This is a genomic window from Rhizobium sp. NLR10b (genome assembly GCF_019685435.1).
GTDB lineage: Bacteria > Pseudomonadota > Alphaproteobacteria > Rhizobiales > Rhizobiaceae > Rhizobium.
In genome coordinates this window covers 96,360-117,404 of record NZ_JABDWV010000015.1, presented here as the reverse complement: position 1 = coordinate 117,404, position 21,045 = coordinate 96,360, and the positions used below count along the sequence as shown (strand labels likewise).

Sequence of the window (21,045 nt, the reverse complement as noted above, 5' to 3'; positions counted from 1 at the left end):
CCGTGAGGCTGATGTGTATCTTTTACGAGGAAAAAATGCGGACGAATATAGATATCGATGATGCCTTGCTCGCCGCAGCGATGACCGCCACGGGGTTGGCGACGAAAAAAGCTACTATCGAACAGGCCCTCAGAAGCCTCGTCGACAGGCACCGCAGAAAAAATGCGATCGCAAATCTCTCGGGAATCGGCTGGGAGGGTGATCTGGAAGGGATGCGCCGCGATCGACCGGACGAAACCAGTGATCGTCGTCGATAGTTCGGTCTGGATTGCGCATCTACGCGGGATGGAAAACGCCGCCAGACGACGTCTGCAGAATATCGAAGATCCGCTGGAGATTCTTGTTGGCGATCTTATTCTTATGGAGGTCCTCCAAGGCGCGCGCAATGACCGCCATGCAACCACCATCGAAGCGAATTTGCGCCAATTCACGATCCGTCCGATGCTTGACGACAGCCTCGCCGTCAGGGCAGCCCGTAATTATCGCCTGCTGCGGGAACGCGGTATCACAGTGCGCAAGATCATCGACGTAATCATTGGCACATTCTGCATTCAAGAAGGCCACTCGCTCTTGCACGATGATAGTGATTTCGATCCCATGGCCGAGCATCTCGGTCTCAGGATCGCCTGATCGCCCTTGCGATCAGGCCGCCGGCGGGTAGAGCAGATCGACGATGTAGCTGGCGTCGAAACGGGAATCGAGCATGCCGTAAGTGGAGCGCCAGCCGCCGGCAAGGCGTGTCTCGATGAAGGCATCGGCGATGCGCCCTGCTCCAAGCCGATAGAGTTCCGCCGCGCCGGCGGCAAGTGCCAGTTGCTCGACGAGCAGGCGCGCCGCGCCCTCGTCCTGTTCGCAAAGCGCGATTGCGGCGCGTAACACGTCGATCGTTTTCTTGCCGGCGGGGCCGAGATCGCGCGCGAGTCCCGCAAAAACTGTCTCGAACAGATCCTTGCCACGGTTGAGCACGCGCAGCACATCCAGCGCCATCACGTTGCCGGAGCCTTCCCAGATGGCGTTGACGGGGGCCTCGCGGTAATGGCGGGCGATCGGGCGCTCCTCGATGTAACCGTTGCCGCCGATGCATTCCATCGCCTCATAGATCAGCGAGGGCGCGATCTTGCAGCACCAGTATTTGGCGACAGGCGTCATGACGCGGGCATAGGCCGCTTCTTCGGCATTGCCGCGCGCCTTGTCGAAAGCATCGGCCAAGCGGAAGGACAGCGCGGTAGCGGCAGCGACGTCGAGCGCCATGTCGGCGAGCACGCGCGTCATGATCGGCTGGTTGACGAGCATCCTGCCGAAGACGCTGCGGCCGCGCGTATGATGCACGGCCTCGGCAAGCGAGGCGCGCATGATGCCTGATGAGGCCAGCGCGCAATCAAGCCGCGTCAGCGTCACCATGTCGAGGATGGTGCGGATGCCGGCATCCGGGCCGCCGAGCAGGAAACCGAAGGTATCGGTGAACTCAACCTCGGAAGAGGCGTTCGAGCGGTTGCCGACCTTGTCCTTCAGTCGCTGGAACTGCAGTCCGTTGGCGGACCCGTCCTCCAGCAGGCGCGGCACCAGGAAGCAGCCCATGCCCTCCTTCGTCTGCGCCAGCATGATGAAGGCATCGCTCATTGGAGCCGACATGAACCATTTGTGGCCGGAGAGCCGATAGATGCCTTCGCTGACCTTTTCAGCCGCACTCCGGTTGGCCCTGACATCGGTGCCGCCCTGCTTTTCGGTCATGCCCATGCCGATGGTCACCGCGGATTTCTGCATGGCGGGCCGGTTGGACGAATCATATTTGCGCGACAGGATCTTCGGCGCCCAGTCCTTCTGCACCGCAGGGGACGCCGACAGCGCAGCCACCGAAGCGCTCGTCATCGTCAGCGGGCAGAGATGGCCGGATTCCAGCTGTGCCGTCAGGTAAAATCGCGCGGCGCGGACCTTGTGGCCCGCGTCCTTCGCCTCGATATCGGCCTGCGGATCCCAGACAGAGGAATGCAGGCCGACCGACATGGAGCGGCGCATCAGCGCGTGCCAGGCGGGATGAAACTCGACGACGTCGAGACGCTCGCCGCGCGGACCATGGGTGCGCAGCTGTGGCGCGCCCTGGTTTGCCATGCGCGCGAGCTCCTGCGCCTCCGGCGAGGTGACGTAGCGACCGATATTTTCCAGGTCTTCACGGATGCCGCGCGGCAAGGCCGCCGTCAGATCGACGATCAGCGGATCGGATCGATAGGCATTGATGCCGGACCACAGGCTCGGCTGGTTGAGTTCTGCGAGTTTGTCGTCAGTCCGGTTTGCGGAGGTCATTGTTCGCTTCTAGTGCAAGAACCCGGCAAGGAAAACCGGAAGTTATGATTCGCTTTATTCTGCTCTATCGGAATTCAAGCGAAAATGCATGGGGACATAAGCCTTTGCCCACAGCGCGTGCTTGCCCCAGCGGGCGGCACTCATTATAGACCCGCAAGAGACAGCAAGAGGCAGGGTCATGGTCTTTTTCCCCCACCGCCACCTCATCGGCATCAAGGGCCTCACCGAGCAGGATATCACCTATCTCCTCGACAAGGCCGACGAAGCCGTCAAGATCAGCCGCCAGAGAGAAAAGAAGACGTCGACGCTGCGCGGACTGACGCAGATCAACCTCTTCTTCGAGGCATCGACCCGCACACAGGCCTCCTTCGAGCTTGCCGGCAAGCGGCTCGGCGCCGACGTGATGAACATGTCGGTCGGTAATTCCTCGGTGAAGAAAGGCGAGACGCTGATCGATACGGCGATGACGCTGAATGCGATGCGCCCCGACGTGCTGGTGATCCGCCATTCAAGCGCCGGGGCGGCTGCACTTCTTGCCCAGAAAGTCTCCTGCTCGGTCGTCAATGCCGGCGACGGGCAGCACGAACACCCGACCCAGGCGCTGCTCGACGCGCTGACGATCCGCCGCGCCAAAGGCAAGCTTTCGCGCATCATCGTGGCGATCTGCGGCGACGTGCTGCACTCGCGCGTGGCGCGCTCCAATATCCTGCTGCTTAACGCGATGGGCGCACGCGTGCGCGTCGTCGCGCCCGCCACCCTCCTGCCCGCCGGCATCGCCGAGATGGGCGTCGAGGTGTTCCACTCGATGAAGGAAGGATTGAAGGACGCCGACGTCGTGATGATGCTGCGGCTGCAGCGCGAACGCATGTCCGGCGCCTTTGTGCCGTCGGTGCGCGAGTATTATCACTTCTACGGACTCGACGCCGAAACGCTGAAAGCAGCGAAGGATGATGCGCTGGTCATGCACCCCGGGCCGATGAACCGCGGCGTCGAGATCGCCTCCGAGGTGGCCGATGGTCCGCAGAGCGTGATCGCCGAACAAGTGGAAATGGGGGTCGCCGTGCGCATGGCCGTCATGGAGACGCTGCTCGTCTCGCAGAACCAAGGTCCCCGAACCGACGGAATGATGGCATGAGCAGCTCGATCGTCCTCAAGAATGTCCGCATCGTCGATCCCTCGCGCAGTCTCGACGAGATCGGAACGATCATCGCTAAAAACGGCGTGATTATTGCCGCCGGCAGCGAGGCGCAGAACCAGGGTGCGCCGGAAGGCGCCGCCGTGCGCGACTGCACCGGCCTCGTGGCAACGCCAGGCCTCGTCGATGCGCGCGTCCATATCGGCGAGCCCGGCGGCGAGCACCGCGAGACGATCGCCTCGGCGAGCCGGGCGGCGGCAGCCGGCGGCATCACCTCGATCATCATGATGCCGGACACCGATCCCGTCATCGACGACATCGCACTCGTCGAATTCGTCAAGAAGACGGCGCGGGACACGGCGGCCGTCAACGTCTATCCGGCAGCCGCCCTCACCAAGGGTCTTGCCGGCGAGGAGATGACGGAAATCGGCCTGTTGATGCAGGCGGGCGCGGTCGCCTTCACCGATGCCCATTCCAGCGTCCATAACACACAGGTGCTGCGCCGGATCATGACCTATGCTCGCGAATTCGGCGCCGTCATCTCCTGCGAGACCCGCGACAAATATCTCGGCGCCAATGGCGTCATGCACGAGGGACTTTTCGCCAGCTGGCTGGGGCTCTCCGGCATTCCGAAGGAAGCCGAGCTGATCCCCCTCGAACGCGATCTCAGGGTGGCAGAGCTGACGCGCGGCCGTTATCACGCTGCGATGATCTCCGTCCCCGAATCGGTCGAGGCCATCGAACGCGCCCGCAGCCGTGGCGCCAAGGTGACCTCGGGCATCTCGATCAACAATCTGGCGCTCAACGAGAACGACATCGGCGAATACCGCACCTTCTTCAAGCTCTATCCGCCACTGCGCCCGGAGGACGACCGAGTCGCCATGGCCGAGGCGCTTGCCAACGGTGCGATCGACATCATCGTCTCCTCGCACGACCCGCAGGACGTCGACACGAAGCGCCTGCCGTTCGCAGAGGCAGCCGATGGCGCGGTCGGACTGGAAACGATGCTGGCGGCGGCTCTCAGGCTTCATCATGGCGGCCAGGTCAGCCTGATGCGGCTGATCGACGCCATGTCCACCCGCCCAGCTCAGATTTTCGGTCTCAATGCCGGCACGCTGAAGCCGGGTGCGCCAGCCGATATCACGCTCATCGATCTCGATGAGCCTTGGCTTGTCACCAAAGACATGCTTCTCTCCCGCTCGAAGAATACACCGTTCGAGGACGCGCGCTTCAGCGGGCGGGCAGTCGCGACATACGTCTCGGGAAAGCCTGTTCACGCATTTTGAGAGACGGCTGGAACGGTAAGCTACGGAGGGCTGAGGGGGCACATGTTATCCAATCTCATGTCATGGCAGATCACGCTGCCGATCGCACTTGCGGCGGCCGTTATCGGCTATCTCTTCGGCTCAATCCCTTTCGGCCTGATCCTCACCCGGGCCGCCGGCCTGGGCGATGTGCGCAGCATCGGCTCCGGCAATATCGGCGCGACCAATGTGCTGAGAACCGGAAACCGCAAGCTCGCCGCCGCGACGCTGCTGCTCGATGCACTGAAGGCGTCGACGGCAGCCTGGGTTGTCGGATATTTCCTCGGTGAGGAGGCCGCGATCATCGCCGGCTTCTTCGCCTTCATCGGCCATCTCTTCCCCGTCTGGATCGGCTTCAAGGGCGGCAAGGGTGTCGCCACCTATATCGGCACGCTTCTCGGCGTCGCGCCGATCATGGTGGTGCTCTTCGCCGCCGTCTGGCTCGCGGTCGCCGTCACCACCCGCTATTCCTCGCTGTCGGCCCTCGTCGCCATGCTCGTCATCCCAATCGCACTGTGGATCCTCGGCAATGAAAAGGTCGCGGCCGTCATGGCGATCATGACGCTCATCTCCTACTGGAAGCACAAGGCAAATATTTCACGCCTGATGGGCGGAACGGAAAGCAAGATCGGGGCGAAAGGATAATGGACGCGCCGAGCGCGGAATCAACAGGTACAGTGCTAAGCGAAAGGCAGAGGATTGCCTGGCTGCGCCTGATCCGTTCCGACAATGTCGGCCCTGCAACCTTCCGCGATCTTATCGATCATTTCGGTTCGGCTGAGGCCGCACTCGCGGCGCTGCCGGAGCTTTCAGCGCGCGGCGGCGCGACACGGGCCATCCGCATTGCCAGCGAAGCCGAGGCGCACCGGGAACTGGAGGCGGCGCATCGTTTCGGCGCCCGCTTTATCGGCATTGGCGAGCCGGACTATCCGCAGGCGCTGAAACAGATCGACGGCGCGCCGCCGCTTCTTGCGGTCAAGGGCGCACTCGCTGCCGCCAAACGACCGGCCGTCGGCATCGTCGGCTCCCGTAACGCGTCGGCCGCAGGCACCAAATTCGCGGCGATGGTGGCGCGCGACTGCGGTCGGGCGGGTTATACGGTGATCTCCGGCCTGGCGCGCGGCATCGACACGGCAGCGCATCGGGCAAGCCTCGGCACGGGCACGATCGCCGCCCTTGCCGGCGGTCTCGACAAGCCCTACCCGCCGGAGAATCTCGGCCTCATCGAAGAGATAACCGGCGGCAACGGCCTGGCGGTGAGCGAGATGCCCTTCGGCTGGGAGCCGCGCGCCCGCGATTTCCCGCGCCGGAACCGGCTGATTGCCGGCATCGCACTTGGCGTGGTGATCATCGAGGCGGCGATGCGCTCGGGCTCGCTGATCACGGCGCGCCTCGCCGGCGAGTTCGGCCGCCTGGTGTTTGCCGTGCCCGGCTCGCCGCTCGATCCGCGCTGTCACGGCACCAACGGCCTGCTCAAGGACGGCGCTTCGATCGTTACCGAACCTGCCGATATCATCGAAGCCCTGGCGCCGCTTGCGCAACTTGACCTCTTCCCTTTGTCGATGGCGGAAGAGCCGGCACGCGAGAGCCGGGCAATGACGATGCCACCCGGCGATTCGGACCGGATGCGCATCATCGGCGCGCTCGGGCCGACGCCGGTCGAGATCGACGACGTCATCCGCCACACCGGCCTTCCGGCATCCGCGGTCTATCTCATCCTTCTGGAACTCGATATATCAGGCAGGCTGCATCGGCATCAGGGCGGTCTCGTCTCGCTTTCCGATTGATGCTTGCGGGGAACAGGGAAACTGCGTGTTGAAAACCGCACTGACGCAATTTAAAATTGTTTTCTGCTGCAAATCTTGTTTCGCTTGCACCGTACGCAAGAAGTAAAATTGTAGCAAACCCCTTGACCGCAGCGATTTCCCTGTCCATGTCGGAGGGCCGGTATCCAAGTTACGGTGCGTGTTGCGCTGGCCCACAAGCTGGCGTGGTTTCTTTTTTAGAGAATCATCATGAATGTTGTAGTGGTGGAATCGCCTGCCAAGGCCAAGACGATCAATAAGTATCTGGGTTCGGGATACAAAGTGCTCGCCTCCTTCGGCCATGTGCGCGATCTGCCTGCCAAGGATGGCTCCGTTCTTCCCGATCAGGATTTCGAAATGCTCTGGGAGGTCGACGGCGCTTCGGCCAAGCGGATGAAGGACATCGCCGACGCGGTGAAATCCTCCGATGGGCTGTTTCTCGCGACCGACCCTGATCGCGAAGGCGAAGCGATTTCCTGGCACGTCCTCGACATGCTGAACAAGAAGCGGGTGCTGAACGGCAAGTCCGTCAAGCGCGTCGTCTTCAACGCGATCACCAAGAAGGCCGTCCTCGATGCGATGGCCGATCCGCGCGATATCGACGTGCCGCTGGTCGACGCCTATCTCGCGCGCCGCGCGCTCGACTATCTCGTCGGTTTCAATCTTTCGCCGGTGCTGTGGCGCAAGTTGCCCGGCGCGCGTTCGGCCGGCCGGGTCCAATCGGTCGCGCTTCGTCTGGTCTGCGACCGCGAGTCCGAGATCGAGCGCTTCATTTCGGAAGAATACTGGAACATCTCGGCGCTGCTGAAGACGCCGCGCGGCGACGAGTTCGAGGCAAGGCTGGTTTCGGCGCACGGCAAGCGGCTGCAGCCGCGGGCGATCGGCAACGGCGAGGATGCGGGCCGCCTGAAAGCATTGCTCGAAGGCGCCAGCTATATCGTCGACACGGTCGAGGCAAAACCGGTCAGGCGCAACCCGGGACCGCCGTTCACCACCTCGACGCTGCAGCAGGCCGCCTCCTCCAATCTCGGCTTCTCCGCCTCGCGCACGATGCAGATCGCCCAGAAGCTCTATGAGGGCGTCGATATCGGCGGCGAGACAGTCGGTCTTATCACCTATATGCGAACCGACGGCGTGCAGATGGCGCCCGAAGCGATCGACGCAGCGCGACGTGCCATCCTCGACCAGTTCGGTGAACGCTACCTGCCTGAGAAGGCGCGCTTCTACTCGACCAAGGCGAAGAACGCCCAGGAGGCGCACGAGGCGATCCGCCCGACCGATTTCTACCGCTCGCCCGACCGCGTGCGCAAATTCCTCGACGCCGATCAGATCCGGCTCTACGAGCTGATCTGGAAGCGTGGCATCGCCAGCCAGATGGCGTCGGCCGAGATCGAGCGCACGACGGCCGAAATCACCGCCGAGAACAAGGGCGAGAAGGCCGGCCTGCGCGCCGTCGGTTCGGTCATCCGCTTCGACGGCTTCATCGCCGCCTATACCGACCAGAAGGAGGACGGCGAGCAGAGCGATGACGGCGACGAGGATGGTCGCCTGCCGGAGATCAATGCACGCGAGGCGCTGGCCAAGCAGAAGATCAATTCGACCCAGCATTTCACCGAGCCGCCGCCGCGCTATTCGGAAGCATCGCTAATCAAGAAGATGGAAGAGCTCGGCATCGGCCGTCCCTCGACCTATGCCGCCACGCTGGCGACCCTGCGCGACCGCGACTATGTGACGATCGACAAGCGTAAACTGATCCCGCAGGCCAAGGGCCGGCTGGTGACGGCTTTCCTCGAAAGCTTCTTCACCAAATATGTGGAATATGATTTCACCGCCGACCTCGAGGAAAAGCTCGACCGGATTTCCGCCGGCGAATTGAACTGGAAGCAGGTGCTGCGCGATTTCTGGAAGGATTTCTTCGCGCAGATCGAAGACACGAAGGAATTGCGCGTCACCAACGTGCTTGATTCGCTGAACGAGGCGCTGGCGCCGCTCGTCTTTCCGAAACGCGAGGATGGCGGCGACCCCAGGATTTGCCAGGTCTGCGGCACCGGCAACCTGTCGCTCAAGCTCGGCAGATATGGTGCCTTCGTCGGCTGCTCGAACTATCCGGAATGCAACTACACCCGCCAGCTTTCCTCCGAAAACGGTGGAGAAGCGGAAGGGGTCGCGCTCAACGAACCGAAGAATCTCGGCACCGATCCGACCACCGGCGAGGAACTGACGCTGCGTTCCGGCCGCTTCGGCCCTTACATCCAGCGCGGCGACGGCAAGGAGGCCAAACGCGCTTCGCTGCCGAAAGGATGGAAGCCTGAGGATATCGACTATGAAAAGGCGATGGCGCTGATCTCGCTGCCGCGCGATATCGGCAAACATCCTGAAACGGGCAAGATGATCTCGTCGGGCATTGGCCGCTACGGGCCGTTTCTCCTGCATGACGGTTCCTATGCCAATCTGGAAACCGTCGAGGACGTCTTCTCCGTCGGCCTCAATCGCGCCGTGACGCTGATTGCCGAAAAAGCCAACAAGGCGCCGGGCCGGGGTGCGCGCGGTACGCCGGCGGCACTGAAGACCCTCGGCGATCATCCCGATGGCGGCGCCATCACCGTTCGCGACGGCAAATACGGCCCCTATGTCAACTGGGGCAAGGTAAACGCCACCCTGCCGAAGGGCAAGGATCCGCAGGCGATTACCATCGAGGAGGCGCTTGCGCTGATCACCGAAAAGGCCGGCAAGGCCCCGGCCGGCAAGACGGCCAGGGCGAAAGCCAAGCCGAAGGCGGCCGCCGCCGAAGCCAAGGCAACCAAGACGGCCGCCAAGCCGAAGGCAACGAAGGCGAAGGCGCCCGCGAAATCGAAAAAGAGCTGACGTGAGCAAGACACCGCGCGACAGAACGAACCCCGCGGGCAAGCGCCCGGGCAAGATCGGCCGCGCCGGCAGGGATACTTCCGCCGTCGAACCGCTGAACATCGTCCACGGCACGCTGCCCTCGCGGGAAGTGATCCTGCGTTTCATCGCCGATCATCCGCAGAAGGCTTCCAAGCGTGAACTTGCCAAGGCGTTCGGGCTGAAAGGTGACAGCCGCGTCGAGCTCAAGCACATGCTGCAGGAGCTCGAGCAGGAAGGCATGCTGCAAAAGAGCCGCAAGTCGCTCATTCGTCCCGGCGCTCTTCCGCCCGTCACCGTTCTCGATATCACGACGCGCGATAAGGACGGCGACCTGATCGGCCGGCCGGCGGAATGGCCGGAGGAGCAGGGTGTGGCGCCTGCCGTCGCCATCCGTCAGCAGTCGCCGGCAGGCCGCCAGGGTAAGGGCAAGGCGCCCGTCGCCGGGCTCGGCGACCGAATCCTGGCGAAGATCTTCCCGGCCGTCGATCGCGGCGGGCCGGCTTATACAGCGCGTATCATCAAGGTGATCGACAGGCGCCGCGGTGCGGCGATGGGCGTTTTCCGCAGCGCGCCGGGCGGCGGCGGCCGCCTGTTGCCAATCGAACGGCGCGGCGAAGAGATGGTGATCGACCCCGACTATACCGGCGGCGCCAAGGATGGCGACCTGGTCGAGATCGAAGTCGCGCGCCTCGGACGCTTCGGCCTGCCGCGCGCCAAGGTCCTTTCCGTCGTCGGCTCGGTCGGCTCGGAAAAGGCGATCTCGATGATCGCGATCCATGCGCACGGCATCCCGCACGTCTTTCCGCCGGCCGTGATCGCCGAGGCCGAAGCCGCCAAGCCGGTGACCATGTCGCATCGGGAGGACTGGCGCGACGTGCCGCTGATCACCATCGATCCGGCAGACGCCAAGGACCATGACGACGCTGTTTACGCCGAGATCGACCCCTCCCCCGACAATCCCGGCGGCGTCATCGTCACCGTCGCGATCGCCGATGTCTCCTGGTATGTCCGCCCTAATTCGCCGCTCGACCGCGAAGCGCTGAAGCGCGGCAACTCCGTTTATTTCCCCGATCGCGTCGTGCCGATGCTGCCGGAGCGCATCTCCAATGATCTCTGCTCGCTGAAGGAAGGCGTCGACCGCCCGGCGCTCGCCGTGCGCATGAGCTTCTCGGGCGAAGGCCGCAAGATCGGCCATACCTTTCATCGCATCATGATGAAGAGTGCCGCCAAGCTCTCCTATCAGCAGGCGCAGGCGGCGATCGACGGAAGACCGGATGATCAGACCGGACCGATGCTCGAGCCGATCCTGAAACCGCTCTGGCACGCTTATGGAGTAATGAAGCGCGGACGCGACCGGCGCCAGCCGCTGGAACTCGACATGCCGGAGCGCAAGATCCTGCTGAAACCGGACGGCACGGTCGACCGGGTCTTCGTGCCGCCGCGACTCGATGCGCACAAGCTGATCGAAGAGATGATGATCCAGGCGAACGTCTGCGCCGCCGAGACGCTCGAGAAGAAGCGTCAGCCGCTGGTCTACCGCATTCATGACGGCCCGACGCTTGCCAAGCAGGAAGTTTTGCGCGAGTTCCTGGCGACACTCGGCATCTCGCTCGCCAAGGGCGGCAATATGCGGGCCAACAGCTTCAACGGCATCCTGGCCAAGGCGGACGGCACGGCACACCAGACCATGGTCAATGAGATGGTATTGCGCTCGCAGAGTCAGGCGATCTACAGCCCCGAGAATATCGGCCATTTCGGTCTCAACCTGATGAAGTACGCCCACTTCACCTCGCCGATCCGCCGCTACGCCGATCTCATCGTGCATCGGGCGCTGGTCGGTTCGCTCGGCTTCGGCGAAGGCGGCATCACCCCCGACGAAGAAGCCTCGCTCGACGATATCGCCGCCGAAATCTCGACCTTCGAGCGCCGGGCGATGGCAGCCGAGCGCGAGACTATCGACCGGCTGATCGCCCATCATTTGAGCACCCGCGTCGGCGAGGAGTTTGCCGGCCGCGTCTCCGGAGTTACGAAATCCGGGCTCTTTATCACCTTGCCGGACTATGGCGCCGATGGTTTCGTCCCTATATCTACGCTGGGCACCGATTATTTCATCTATGACGAGGCGCATCAGGCACTGTCGGGGGAAAAGACGGGCCTCGGCTATCGTCTTGGCGACAGCGTCACCGTGAAGCTTGCGGAAGCAATCCCGCTGGCCGGCGCGCTGCGGTTCGAGATGCTGAGCGAAGGACGCGAGATGCCGACGGCGGCGCGTTCCTTCCATAAGGCCGGCCGCCGCGACAGGGGCCAGGTCCGCAAGAAACCGGGAACGCGTCCCCCGCGCGGACGCCGCTAAGCCACGGTGCCGAAAGCAGCAATGGTCCTATTGCGGCGCTTCATGCTTTTTGCCTGAACGAGGAAGATGCAATGAACACACCGACCGATCCGGTCGTCCGCTACGGGGATGGACCCGAAGCCGAGCGTCCGCTCGGACGTTCCATCATGCGCGGGCTGTTGAACCGCTGCCCGGCCTGCGGCGACGGCAAGCTCTTCCGCGCGTTCCTGAAACCGGTCGATCATTGCGCCGCCTGCGGCGAGGCGATGCATCACCATCGCTCCGACGATCTGCCGCCCTATATCGTCATCCTGGTCCTCGGCCACGTCCTCGTCGGCGGCTACATGCTGACCGATCTGACCTTGGTATTGCCGGTATGGGTCCATCTTGCCATATGGGCGCCGATCACGGTCATCGCCGCGCTCGCCTCGATCCAACCGATCAAGGGCGGCGTCATCGGCCTGCAATGGGCGTTGCGCATGCATGGTTTCGGCGGCGAGAGCGACAGTCCCGATGATTACGAGCTTCCCCGCCGGCCGGATTGAGCGCCTTCACCTTCCAGACATATTTAGCGTGTAGTGCCAGCGCTCCACCGACCACCACCGACACGCGGGAGTCAACGATCTTCAACGACTTGACATGGTAAGCTTTTCTTGTCTGAACAGGCTTTACATTCCGCAGATCACATCGGAAATACTGCGAAACGCCGCCCGTCACCTGGATTTGGCACATCTGTGTCCCTTCTATGTGAGACGAGAGGTCGGTTCGCTCGCGCAGCTTTCTAAGGATGGATAAATGTCTCAGCCGAGAACCGGCACACCGGGCGATGTCGAAGAAATCCATTGGCCTTCTCTGGTGGCAGCCATCTCGTCCATTTCAGCCGTCGGCATAGCAATCGGTCTCGGACTCCCGCTTCTCAGCATCATCCTCGAAAAACGCGGCATCTCATCCACGTTGATCGGGCTGAATACGGCGATGGCCGGGATCTCGGCGATGGCCGCGGCGCCCGTTACCACCAAGCTCGCCCACAAATACGGCGTTGCGCCGACGATGCTCTGGGCGGTGCTGATTTCGGCGCTGAGCGCGCTCGGCTTCTATTATGCCCAGGATTTCTGGATGTGGTTTCCGCTACGTTTCGCCTTCCATGGCGCAACGACGACGCTGTTCATTCTCTCCGAATTCTGGATCAACGCCGCCTCGCCGCCATCCAAGCGCGGCTTTGTGCTCGGCATTTATGCGACCGTGCTCTCCATCGGGTTCGCTGCCGGGCCCCTGCTCTTTTCGATACTCGGCAGCGACGGCATCTTTCCCTTCCTGGTCGGCGCGGGCGCCATCCTGCTTGCCGCCATTCCGATTTTCATCGCCCGTGACGAAAGCCCGGTGCTCGAGGAAAAACCGGAATTGCATTTCATGCGCTACGTCCTGCTGGTGCCGACAGCGACGGCGGCCGTCTTCATCTTCGGCGCGGTCGAAGCTGGCGGGCTGTCACTTTTCCCGATTTTTGCCGTGCGCGCCCATTTCACCGAATCGCAGGCGGCGCTGCTGCTCACCATGATGGGCGTCGGCAACGTCATCTTCCAGATTCCCCTCGGCCTGCTCTCCGATCGCATCCGCGACAAGCGACCGCTTCTGGCAGGGATGGCGCTGATGGGCTTTATCGGCTCGCTGACGCTGCCGATCCTCGTCAACAACTGGCTGCTAATGGCCGGGATGCTGCTTTTCTGGGGTGGCTGCGTCTCCGGACTCTACACGGTCGGCCTCAGCCATCTCGGTTCGCGGCTGACGGGCTCCGATCTGGCTGCCGCCAATGCCGCCTTCGTCTTCTGTTATGCGATGGGAACCGTTGCTGGGCCACAGGTGATCGGCGCAGCAATCGACGTCGCCGGAAACAATGGTTTTGCCTGGGCGATTGCCGCTTTCTTCGGTCTTTATGCCTTACTTTCCGGCATCAGATTGATGTTCGTTCGAAAACGGACTTGACTTTTCGGACGGGATTCGTAGTTTCGCGCCAGAATTTGCCGTGGAGCCCATCCGGCTTCCACGGCTTTCATTTTCTTAAAGGCAGGACGACCATGGCCAAGGCTACAACAATCAAGATCAAGCTGCTGTCGACAGCCGACACCGGTTTCTTCTACGTCACGACGAAGAACAGCCGTACGATGACGGACAAGATGACGAAGACGAAGTATGACCCGATTGCGAAGAAGCATGTCGAGTTCAAGGAAACCAAGATCAAGTAATCACTTGGCCTGACGGATTTTAAAAACGCGCGCCTTCGGGTTGCGCGTTTTTTATTGCCCCGGAGGATGGCCTTGGAAAATGATAGCGCAAACAGACAAACGCCGCCCTTCCATCTTCGGGAAGTGGCGGCGTTTTCCTGAAAGGGGGTCGGCCAGCATGCAAAACGGCACGAGGAACCGTTGTGACTTGCCTACTAGCCGACCGACCCCACGACCCAGGAGATGCGGCGGACCTGAGCATCATGGGGTATCGACAGCTCCTCTGCGGGAGCGCTTCTTTTATGAGCCGATAATTTGCGCAGAAATGAAAGAAAATCAACAAATTCTTAATGATGAATTTTCTGAGCTTGATTCTATGGTTAAAAGTCCAGTTTTGGAACATGCAAAGATTTGACGGCTCTGCTTGACGGCAAAGCCTTATGACGGTGGAACCGAAGAAGTTCGACAATATAACTTAATAACTTAAGCTGTCCCTCCCCTTACGTGAGGTGATGCCGCCACACTTTATTTGACCCTGTTGGCGGCAGGCGTTTTTTATAGTCTTCATTTCATTTCGGGCTAGGCTCCGGCATTCCGGAGACTGTCGCGCCGCGCCATATCCACAGCAACGCCGGGAGTCCATTTTTGGGCTACCGGGCTGCAAAACTTGGGCCTGCGTCGCACAGGCGAAGGTTAAAATTCGGTAACAAATCGCTTACCGCAGTGGAAAACTCGCAAATGGCGCATATGGCGCCCAAAGTGATTCGTCAGGCAGCCGCTGCGACCACGCGATTGCGGCCGGAATTCTTGGCCTCGTAAAGGGCAAGATCGGCCTGCTTCATCAGCTGATCCGGGGTCAACACCGCGCCACTGCGCGAGGCGATGCCGAAGGAAGCGGTGACCCTCAGGAGTTCACTTGAGCGCTTCAGCATGAAGGGAGCGCTCTCGACTGCCGCGCGCAGGCGCTCGGCGACGGCTGCGGCAACTTCCGGCGAGGTGTCCGGCATCACCACGACGAACTCCTCCCCGCCATGACGGCAAGCGAGATCGGCACCGCGGATGGTCGAACGGACGCGGTTTGCGAATTCGCGCAGCACTTCATCGCCGCCGTCATGGCCGTAGGTGTCGTTCACCTGCTTGAAACGGTCGATATCGGTGATCAGCACCGAAAGCGGCCGGCCCCGCGCCATCGACCGATTGAAGAGTGCGTTCAGGTGATTGTCGAGATAACGTCTGTTGTAAAGGCCAGTCAGCGGATCGGTCACGGCAAGCTCGATCGTCTGCTTGACGCTGGCTCGCAAACGGTCGTTATAACGCTTGCGACGGATCTGCGTCAGGCAGCGGGCGACGAGCTCGTTGGGATCGACGGGGCGGATGATGTAGTCGTTGACGCCGAGATCAAGGGCGCGGACGACCATGTCGTCGGAGCCCTGCTCGGTGATGATCAGGATCGGCAGGAAGCGTGTGCGCTCCAGCGAGCGCAGTTGCGAGCAGAGGCGAAGCGGATCGTAATCGTCGAAATTGGCATTGACGATGACGAGATCGAACGTGTTCTCGGCCGCCTCGAAGAGGGCCGCCTGCGGATCGGAGAGGGCAAGCACATCGGCGACGGGCTTCAACGCCCTGACGATGCGCTCTTGCGAATTGGCGCGGCCATCGACCAATAACACCTGGCCGGCCTCATCGCCACGGCCTTCGCCTGCCCGCATGAGATCGCCCATGCCCATCGTATGAGCGGTGTCGGCGCGGATGCGCAGCTCGTCGCTCAAGGTCTTCAGCCGCAGCAGACTCTTCACCCGCGAGATCAGCTGCAGATCGTTGACAGGCTTGGTGAGAAAATCGTCGGCGCCGGCCTTCAGACCGCGTAAGCGATCGGCAGGCTGGTCGAGTGCGGTGACCATGACGACGGGAATATGGGCGGTCTTCTGATTGGCCTTCAGCCGCTCGCAGACCTCGAAACCATCGATACCGGGCATCATGATGTCGAGCAGGATCAAGTCGACCTGGTTGCGCTCGCAGATTGCTAGCGCTTCGTGACCGTCGGCAGCGGTCATCACGTCGAAATACTCCGCGAGCAGCCGCGCTTCAAGCAGCTTCACGTTGGCCGGAATATCGTCAACCACCAGTATTCGCGCGGTCATAAGCGTCTTTCCGATGCGTCAGGCATCGCCCAGATAGGTCTTGATCGTCTCGATGAATTTCGGAACCGAAATCGGTTTGGAAACATAGGCTTCGCAGCCGCCCTGGCGGATCCGCTCCTCATCGCCCTTCATCGCGAAAGCCGTGACGGCGATGACCGGAATAACGTGCAGCTCGTCATCTTCCTTCAGCCATTTCGTGACTTCGAGGCCGGAGACCTCGGGAAGCTGGATATCCATGAGGATGAGGTCGGGACGATGCTTGCGCGCCAGATCGAGCGCCTCCATGCCATTTCTAGTCTGGATCGTGGTATAGCCGGACGCCTCGATGAGGTCGCGAAAGAGCTTCATGTTGAGCTCGTTATCTTCTACAATCATCACCTGTTTGGGCATGACAAGCTGTCCCTACGTCCGTTCGCGCAGCGGTTCGTCCCATGAGAAAGGCACATGCGGATGAATAGCTCCGTGAAACCGATAGCGCACGCTACCGGTATTTGGTTGAAGAAAAGGTAACTTACCCCTCGAAATGCAAAGCAACTTCAAGACTTCGAAACAGCAGGCGGCCGACCCGCACGAGACGGCGATCGCCGTGCTTGGCTGGCTTGCCGCCGATCCCGACATGTTCGGCCGCTTCCTCGTACTCACCGGCGTGGCGCCCGAGCAGGTGCGCAACGCGGTCAACGATCCGGGTTTCCTCTCAGGCATGATGGACTTCCTGATGAACCACGAACCGACGGCGATGGCCTTCTGCACGGCGAGCGGCCTCAGCCCCGATTCGGTAACCGCCGCCTGGCGGCATTTCTCTTCGCCCGGGCTCGATTCGGGAGAATACTGAGCGTGACAGAGCTCGATATTTCGCACATCCGCCTCGGCGAGCGGCCGCTGATCGTCTGCGACGTCGACGATGTCGTGCTGCGGTTCATCGACCCCTTCCAGCTTTTTCTCCAAAGCCTGGGACACGAATTCCTGCCGCGATCGTTCCGGCTTCACGGCAACATCGTCTCGAAAGCGGACGGCACGGAGATCGAGGGCCGACAAGTCAGCCGGCTGATCGAAGATTTTTTCGAAGCGCAGGAATTGTGGCAGACGCCGGTCGACCGCGTCGTCGAAACGCTCGGCCGGCTTTCGCAAGACGCCGATATCCTTTTCCTGACGGCGATGCCGCCACGGTACCAGGATCCGCGTCGCCGCCTGCTGGACAGCGCCGGCCTGCTCTTTCCGCTGCTTGCCAGCGAGCAACCCAAGGGGCCAATCGTCCATGCACTGCATGCCAGCCGCTCCTTTCCTGTCGCCTTCATAGACGATATGGCGCACAATCTGAATTCGGTCAGGGAACACGTGGCCGATTGCCTGCTCATTCACCTGATGCCGGACTCGCCCGTCCATCGTTTCGCGCCGGCGGCAGCCGACGACATCACCCGCGCCACCGATTGGACGCATGCGGCCGGGCTGATCGAGGCCCATTTCCTTTCCGGCCCGGTCAACCGCGCAGCTCCAGCCGCATGAGCGGACGGCCGTCCTTGCGCATTGCCACCGTCTCGAATCCGGCTGCCTCGAAGATTGCCGTCGAGCCGATGCAGAGCGTCACCGATTTCGACTGCTTCACATGATCGATCGGGCAGGCTTCGAGCAGCCGCGCGCCCCGGCGCCGTGCATGGTCGATCGCGCCGGCGAGCAGGCGATGACTTAATCCCTTGCCGCGCAGTTTCGGCAGCAGGAAGAAGCAGCTGACAGCCCAGATAGAGGGATCACGCGCATCCTCCTCCTCCAGCGGCCGCGAGACGGTGCGCGGTGAATTGAACTGCGGCACGTCGTGGCGCGGCCCGACCTGCACCCAGGCGACCGGTCCGCCATCTGCATAACAGAGGATCCCCGGCGGCGGCCCCGCCCCGATCCGCTCGCGCATATGCGTCTTGCGCTCGTCGGCCGTCATCGTCGTCCTCACCGCATGCGGCAAGTGCAGCGCGACACACCAGCAATTAAAAAAGGCCCCCTGCGGGCCGAACAGAGTTTCGAAGTCTCCCCACCGGTCTGCCGTCACCGGCTCGAAACGAAGATCTTTATCCAAAGGCAAAGCTCCCGTCCTCTCTTGTGACTCATAAGCTTAAGGCGTAGTGTCGCGCCGTTCAACCTTTGTTCTCACCATGACGCCCGCGCCTGACAAGACACCCGGCTTCTGTCGCGACTGCCTTGCCGAGCAGAAGGGCGAGGCGCGTCGTTGCATTTCCTGCGGCAGCCCGCGCCTGGTGCGCCATCGCGAACTCTACGCATTGACGCTTGCGCATATCGATTGCGACGCCTTCTACGCGGCGGTCGAGAAGCGCGACAATCCCGAACTTGCCGACAAGCCCGTCATCATCGGCGGCGGCAAACGCGGTGTCGTCTCCACTGCCTGCTATATCGCCCGTATCCACGGGGTGCGTTCGGCGATGCCGATGTTCAAGGCGCTGGAGGCATGTCCTCAGGCCATCGTCATACGCCCGGACATGGAGAAATATGTCCGTGTTGGGCGCCAGGTGCGTGCGCTGATGCAGGATCTGACGCCGCTGGTGCAGCCGCTGTCGATCGACGAAGCCTTCCTGGAACTTGGCGGCACCGAGAGGCTGCATCACGATCCACCGGCGCGCACGCTCGCCAAATTCGCTCGCCGCATCGAAAAGGAGATCGGCATTACCGTTTCGGTCGGGCTTTCCTATTGCAAATTCCTCGCCAAGGTCGCTTCCGACCTGCAGAAGCCGCGCGGATTTTCCGTTATCGGCCGCGAAGAAGCGGTGGAATTCCTGGCCCCGCGTCCCGTGACCACCATCTGGGGCGTCGGCAAGGCCTTTGCCGCGACGCTGGAGGCGGATGGCATCCGCACCATCGGCCAGTTGCAGCAGATGGAGGAGAACGACCTGATGCGCCGCTACGGCAGCATCGGCCAGCGGCTCGCCCAGCTGTCGCGCGGCATCGACGACCGCGAGGTGCATCTCAACGACTCCGCCAAGAGCGTTTCGGCCGAAACGACCTTCTTCGACGACATCTCGCGGCACGACGATCTGGTGCCGATCCTGCGCAACCTTTCCGAAAAGGTTTCCTGGCGGCTGAAGAAAAACGATATCGCCGGCCAGACTGTGGTGCTGAAGATGAAGAGCGCCGACTTCAAGACGCGCACCCGCAACCGCAAGCTCGAGGACCCGACTCAGCTTGCCGACAGGATCTTCCGCATCGGGCTCGAGCTTCTCAAAAAGGAAACGGACGGTACGAAATTCCGCCTGATCGGCATCGGCGTCACCGATCTCGGCGACGCCACTCGCGCCGATCCGCCCGATCTCATCGACCGGCAGTCAGGCCGGCGGGCGGCGGCCGAAGCGGCGATGGACAAGCTGCGCGACAAGTTCGGCAAGAACACAGTCGAGACCGGCTACACCTTCGGCAACGGCAAGCGCGATCACTAGAACATCCCGCGCAAAAGTGCGCGCGGCTATTCGAAATTCGTACGAATGCGTTAAATCAGACAGCTGAAACTTTGATGATGCGACATGCTTTGCCTTTTATCCTATGCGCGTCGTTAGAGCGGAACCGCTGCACCGGTCCGGGCGAGCCGCCGAGTCCGGGGGTTAAAATCTTCCTTAAACTTCGTCCCGTAATGTGCGTACCAGTATTGCGTATGGTTGGGTATCATGTTCTCGCGTCTCGTCTTCGGCCTCGGCTTGCTGTCGGCCACCGCACTCGTGCACCCTGCTCTGGCCGCGGATGCACGCACGCTGCAGATCTTCGTCTCGAAGAACAAGCAGTCGCTTGTGGTTTATGACGGCACCGAGGTCGTCGCAACCTCGAAGGTCTCGACCGGCAAGGACGGCCATACGACGCCGAGCGGCATTTTTTCGGTGCTCGAAAAGCAGAAATACCACGAATCCAACCTCTATTCGGCTGCCCCGATGCCGTTCATGCAACGGCTGACATGGTCCGGCATCGCGCTGCACGAATCCAATTCCGTTCCGCGTTATCCGGCCTCGCACGGCTGCGTGCGCATGCCCGGCGCCTTCGCAAAAATGCTCTACCGAATGACCGAGCCCGGCATTCCCGTCATCATCAGCGACGACGAATTGGTGCCGCAACCGATCGACCATCCGAACCTTTTCCGCCCCGATGCGCCGGCAGCGATGCCGCTGCTTTCGGATGTCGAACTGCGGCCCTCGATGCCCGACAGCGCCGGGACACCGGTGCAGGTGGCGATGAACGATACCGCGGCGATGCCAATGCCGGCAAATCCGTCGATTACGGCGCCCGAAGCCGAGCCGCCGTCCGAACCGATCAGCATGCTCGTCACGCGGCGCACGCTGCGCGAGACGGTGATCGACATCCAGACGCTACTCAATCAGCTCGGCTTTTCCGCCGGCGGTCCGGACGGCCTGCTCGGTCCGTCGACCGTGCAGGCGATCAACGCCTTCAAGATGCTGCGGCCGGTGGAATTTGCCGGCGACAGGAGCCTGGTCTCCGACAGACTTCTCACATCGGTCTATTCCGCCGCCGGCAAGGGTGAACCGCCGAACGGCGTCATCATGGTGCGTCAGGCCTTCAGGCCGATCTTCGAGGCCCCGGTGACGATCGCCGATCCGGACTTAGCACTCGGCACGCATTTCTTCACGCTGCATGCCGTCGATGAACATGCCGGCACGGCGGATTGGCTGGGCATCACGCTCGAGAACAATCTCTCCCGCGAGACGATGAAGCGGCTCGGGATCACCAATCAGGAAAGTTCGATCGTCACAGGCAGGCCGATCGCCCGTTCGCTGAGCCGCATCACGATCCCCGACGAAACACGCCGCAGGATCGACGCGCTGATCGCGCCCGGCTCGACGTTGACGATCTCCGATACCGGCCTTGGTCGCGAAACCGGTGAGGGCACGGATTTCATCACGATCACCCGTGGGTGATGAGAT

At 62.0% G+C, this 21,045-nt stretch carries 19 protein-coding genes; 15 read left to right on the top strand and 4 right to left on the bottom strand.

Annotation, left to right across the window (positions count from 1 at the left end):
* Positions 1-35 precede the first annotated feature (35 nt).
* Entirely contained in the window at positions 36-257 is a 222-nt protein-coding gene (locus HJB91_RS23465; RefSeq protein WP_210631647.1) for a type II toxin-antitoxin system VapB family antitoxin, read from the top strand.
* Positions 241-630 carry a PIN domain nuclease gene (locus HJB91_RS23460; protein ID WP_210628261.1) on the top strand — a complete coding sequence of 130 codons (390 nt, stop codon included), beginning with the start codon at positions 241-243 and terminating at the stop codon, positions 628-630. The genes HJB91_RS23465 and HJB91_RS23460 overlap by 17 nt, the downstream gene beginning before the upstream one ends.
* Before the next feature lie 12 nt (positions 631-642).
* Here the strand turns inward: HJB91_RS23460 and HJB91_RS23455 are convergent, their stop codons facing one another.
* Entirely contained in the window at positions 643-2,301 is a 1,659-nt protein-coding gene (locus HJB91_RS23455) for an acyl-CoA dehydrogenase family protein (RefSeq protein WP_210628262.1), read from the bottom strand.
* A gap of 178 nt (positions 2,302-2,479) precedes the next feature.
* Between HJB91_RS23455 and HJB91_RS23450 the strand changes: the two genes are divergently transcribed.
* The 9 genes from HJB91_RS23450 to rpmG all read left to right on the top strand — a co-directional run bounded on the left by HJB91_RS23450 (position 2,480) and on the right by rpmG (position 14,003).
* Positions 2,480-3,436: an aspartate carbamoyltransferase catalytic subunit gene (locus HJB91_RS23450; RefSeq protein WP_064801874.1), complete on the top strand. Its 957-nt coding sequence runs from the start codon at positions 2,480-2,482 to the stop codon at positions 3,434-3,436.
* Positions 3,433-4,722, top strand: coding sequence for a dihydroorotase (locus HJB91_RS23445; RefSeq protein WP_221155979.1), 1,290 nt, complete (start codon positions 3,433-3,435; stop codon positions 4,720-4,722). Before HJB91_RS23450 ends, HJB91_RS23445 begins: the two co-directional genes overlap by 4 nt.
* A gap of 42 nt (positions 4,723-4,764) precedes the next feature.
* Entirely contained in the window at positions 4,765-5,385 is a 621-nt protein-coding gene (gene plsY / locus HJB91_RS23440) for a glycerol-3-phosphate 1-O-acyltransferase PlsY (RefSeq protein ID WP_221147463.1), read from the top strand.
* Positions 5,385-6,527 (top strand): DNA-processing protein DprA, encoded by a 1,143-nt coding sequence (dprA, locus tag HJB91_RS23435; RefSeq protein WP_210628265.1) that lies wholly within the window; start codon positions 5,385-5,387, stop codon positions 6,525-6,527. The genes plsY and dprA overlap by 1 nt, the downstream gene beginning before the upstream one ends.
* A gap of 228 nt (positions 6,528-6,755) precedes the next feature.
* On the top strand, positions 6,756-9,410 hold the full coding sequence (topA, locus tag HJB91_RS23430) for a type I DNA topoisomerase (RefSeq protein ID WP_221147465.1): 2,655 nt from the start codon (positions 6,756-6,758) through the stop codon (positions 9,408-9,410).
* 1 nt (position 9,411) lies between these two features.
* The gene (gene rnr, locus HJB91_RS23425) at positions 9,412-11,784 is read left to right on the top strand and encodes a ribonuclease R (RefSeq protein WP_221155978.1); all 2,373 of its coding nucleotides are present in this window, start codon (positions 9,412-9,414) and stop codon (positions 11,782-11,784) included.
* Between the two features lie 71 nt (positions 11,785-11,855).
* Positions 11,856-12,308: a DUF983 domain-containing protein gene (locus HJB91_RS23420; protein WP_210628268.1), complete on the top strand. Its 453-nt coding sequence runs from the start codon at positions 11,856-11,858 to the stop codon at positions 12,306-12,308.
* A 250-nt stretch (positions 12,309-12,558) separates the two neighbouring features.
* Entirely contained in the window at positions 12,559-13,743 is a 1,185-nt protein-coding gene (locus HJB91_RS23415; protein ID WP_210628269.1) for an MFS transporter, read from the top strand.
* Positions 13,744-13,835: 92 nt separating this feature from the next.
* On the top strand, positions 13,836-14,003 hold the full coding sequence (gene rpmG / locus HJB91_RS23410) for a 50S ribosomal protein L33 (protein WP_003587245.1): 168 nt from the start codon (positions 13,836-13,838) through the stop codon (positions 14,001-14,003).
* Between the two features lie 746 nt (positions 14,004-14,749).
* Here the strand turns inward: rpmG and HJB91_RS23405 are convergent.
* Together HJB91_RS23405 and HJB91_RS23400 are read right to left on the bottom strand one after the other, a co-directional pair.
* A complete protein-coding gene (locus tag HJB91_RS23405; RefSeq protein WP_221155977.1) occupies positions 14,750-16,123 on the bottom strand; it encodes a PleD family two-component system response regulator in 1,374 nt (457 codons plus the stop codon).
* Between the two features lie 18 nt (positions 16,124-16,141).
* The gene (locus tag HJB91_RS23400; RefSeq protein ID WP_003547430.1) at positions 16,142-16,513 is read right to left on the bottom strand and encodes a response regulator; all 372 of its coding nucleotides are present in this window, start codon (positions 16,511-16,513) and stop codon (positions 16,142-16,144) included.
* Between the two features lie 133 nt (positions 16,514-16,646).
* On the opposite strand from HJB91_RS23400, the gene HJB91_RS23395 reads away from it, so the two are divergent.
* Together HJB91_RS23395 and HJB91_RS23390 are read left to right on the top strand one after the other, a co-directional pair.
* A complete protein-coding gene (locus HJB91_RS23395; protein ID WP_221155976.1) occupies positions 16,647-16,955 on the top strand; it encodes a DUF3572 domain-containing protein in 309 nt (102 codons plus the stop codon).
* On the top strand, positions 16,952-17,626 hold the full coding sequence (locus tag HJB91_RS23390; RefSeq protein WP_210631648.1) for a hypothetical protein: 675 nt from the start codon (positions 16,952-16,954) through the stop codon (positions 17,624-17,626). Before HJB91_RS23395 ends, HJB91_RS23390 begins: the two co-directional genes overlap by 4 nt.
* On the opposite strand, the gene HJB91_RS23385 is transcribed toward HJB91_RS23390, so the two are convergent.
* Positions 17,601-18,188, bottom strand: a complete 588-nt coding sequence (locus HJB91_RS23385; RefSeq protein ID WP_210628272.1) for a GNAT family N-acetyltransferase — start codon at positions 18,186-18,188, stop codon at positions 17,601-17,603. The genes HJB91_RS23390 and HJB91_RS23385 overlap by 26 nt on opposite strands.
* Positions 18,189-18,264: 76 nt before the next feature.
* Between HJB91_RS23385 and HJB91_RS23380 the strand changes: the two genes are divergently transcribed.
* Together HJB91_RS23380 and HJB91_RS23375 are read left to right on the top strand one after the other, a co-directional pair.
* A complete protein-coding gene (locus HJB91_RS23380; protein ID WP_221155975.1) occupies positions 18,265-19,557 on the top strand; it encodes a DNA polymerase IV in 1,293 nt (430 codons plus the stop codon).
* Positions 19,558-19,782: 225 nt separating this feature from the next.
* Entirely contained in the window at positions 19,783-21,039 is a 1,257-nt protein-coding gene (locus tag HJB91_RS23375) for a L,D-transpeptidase family protein (RefSeq protein ID WP_221147468.1), read from the top strand.
* The last annotated feature ends 6 nt before the right edge of the window (positions 21,040-21,045 follow it).

Bases quoted from the DNA above. Each gene is read 5' to 3' on its own strand.
- HJB91_RS23450 (WP_064801874.1), top strand. From the start codon at position 2,480: ATGGTCTTTTTCCCCCACCGCCACCTCATCGGCATCAAGGGCCTCACC.
- rpmG (WP_003587245.1), top strand. From the start codon at position 13,836: ATGGCCAAGGCTACAACAATCAAGATCAAGCTGCTGTCGACAGCCGAC.
- topA (WP_221147465.1), top strand. From the start codon at position 6,756: ATGAATGTTGTAGTGGTGGAATCGCCTGCCAAGGCCAAGACGATCAAT.
- HJB91_RS23415 (WP_210628269.1), top strand. From the start codon at position 12,559: ATGTCTCAGCCGAGAACCGGCACACCGGGCGATGTCGAAGAAATCCAT.
- HJB91_RS23375 (WP_221147468.1), top strand. From the start codon at position 19,783: ATGTTCTCGCGTCTCGTCTTCGGCCTCGGCTTGCTGTCGGCCACCGCA.
- HJB91_RS23395 (WP_221155976.1), top strand. From the start codon at position 16,647: ATGCAAAGCAACTTCAAGACTTCGAAACAGCAGGCGGCCGACCCGCAC.
- HJB91_RS23420 (WP_210628268.1), top strand. From the start codon at position 11,856: ATGAACACACCGACCGATCCGGTCGTCCGCTACGGGGATGGACCCGAA.
- dprA (WP_210628265.1), top strand. From the start codon at position 5,385: ATGGACGCGCCGAGCGCGGAATCAACAGGTACAGTGCTAAGCGAAAGG.
- HJB91_RS23455 (WP_210628262.1), bottom strand. From the start codon at position 2,301: ATGACCTCCGCAAACCGGACTGACGACAAACTCGCAGAACTCAACCAG.
- HJB91_RS23400 (WP_003547430.1), bottom strand. From the start codon at position 16,513: ATGCCCAAACAGGTGATGATTGTAGAAGATAACGAGCTCAACATGAAG.
- HJB91_RS23405 (WP_221155977.1), bottom strand. From the start codon at position 16,123: ATGACCGCGCGAATACTGGTGGTTGACGATATTCCGGCCAACGTGAAG.
- HJB91_RS23465 (WP_210631647.1), top strand. From the start codon at position 36: ATGCGGACGAATATAGATATCGATGATGCCTTGCTCGCCGCAGCGATG.
- HJB91_RS23380 (WP_221155975.1), top strand. From the start codon at position 18,265: ATGACGCCCGCGCCTGACAAGACACCCGGCTTCTGTCGCGACTGCCTT.
- HJB91_RS23445 (WP_221155979.1), top strand. From the start codon at position 3,433: ATGAGCAGCTCGATCGTCCTCAAGAATGTCCGCATCGTCGATCCCTCG.
- plsY (WP_221147463.1), top strand. From the start codon at position 4,765: ATGTTATCCAATCTCATGTCATGGCAGATCACGCTGCCGATCGCACTT.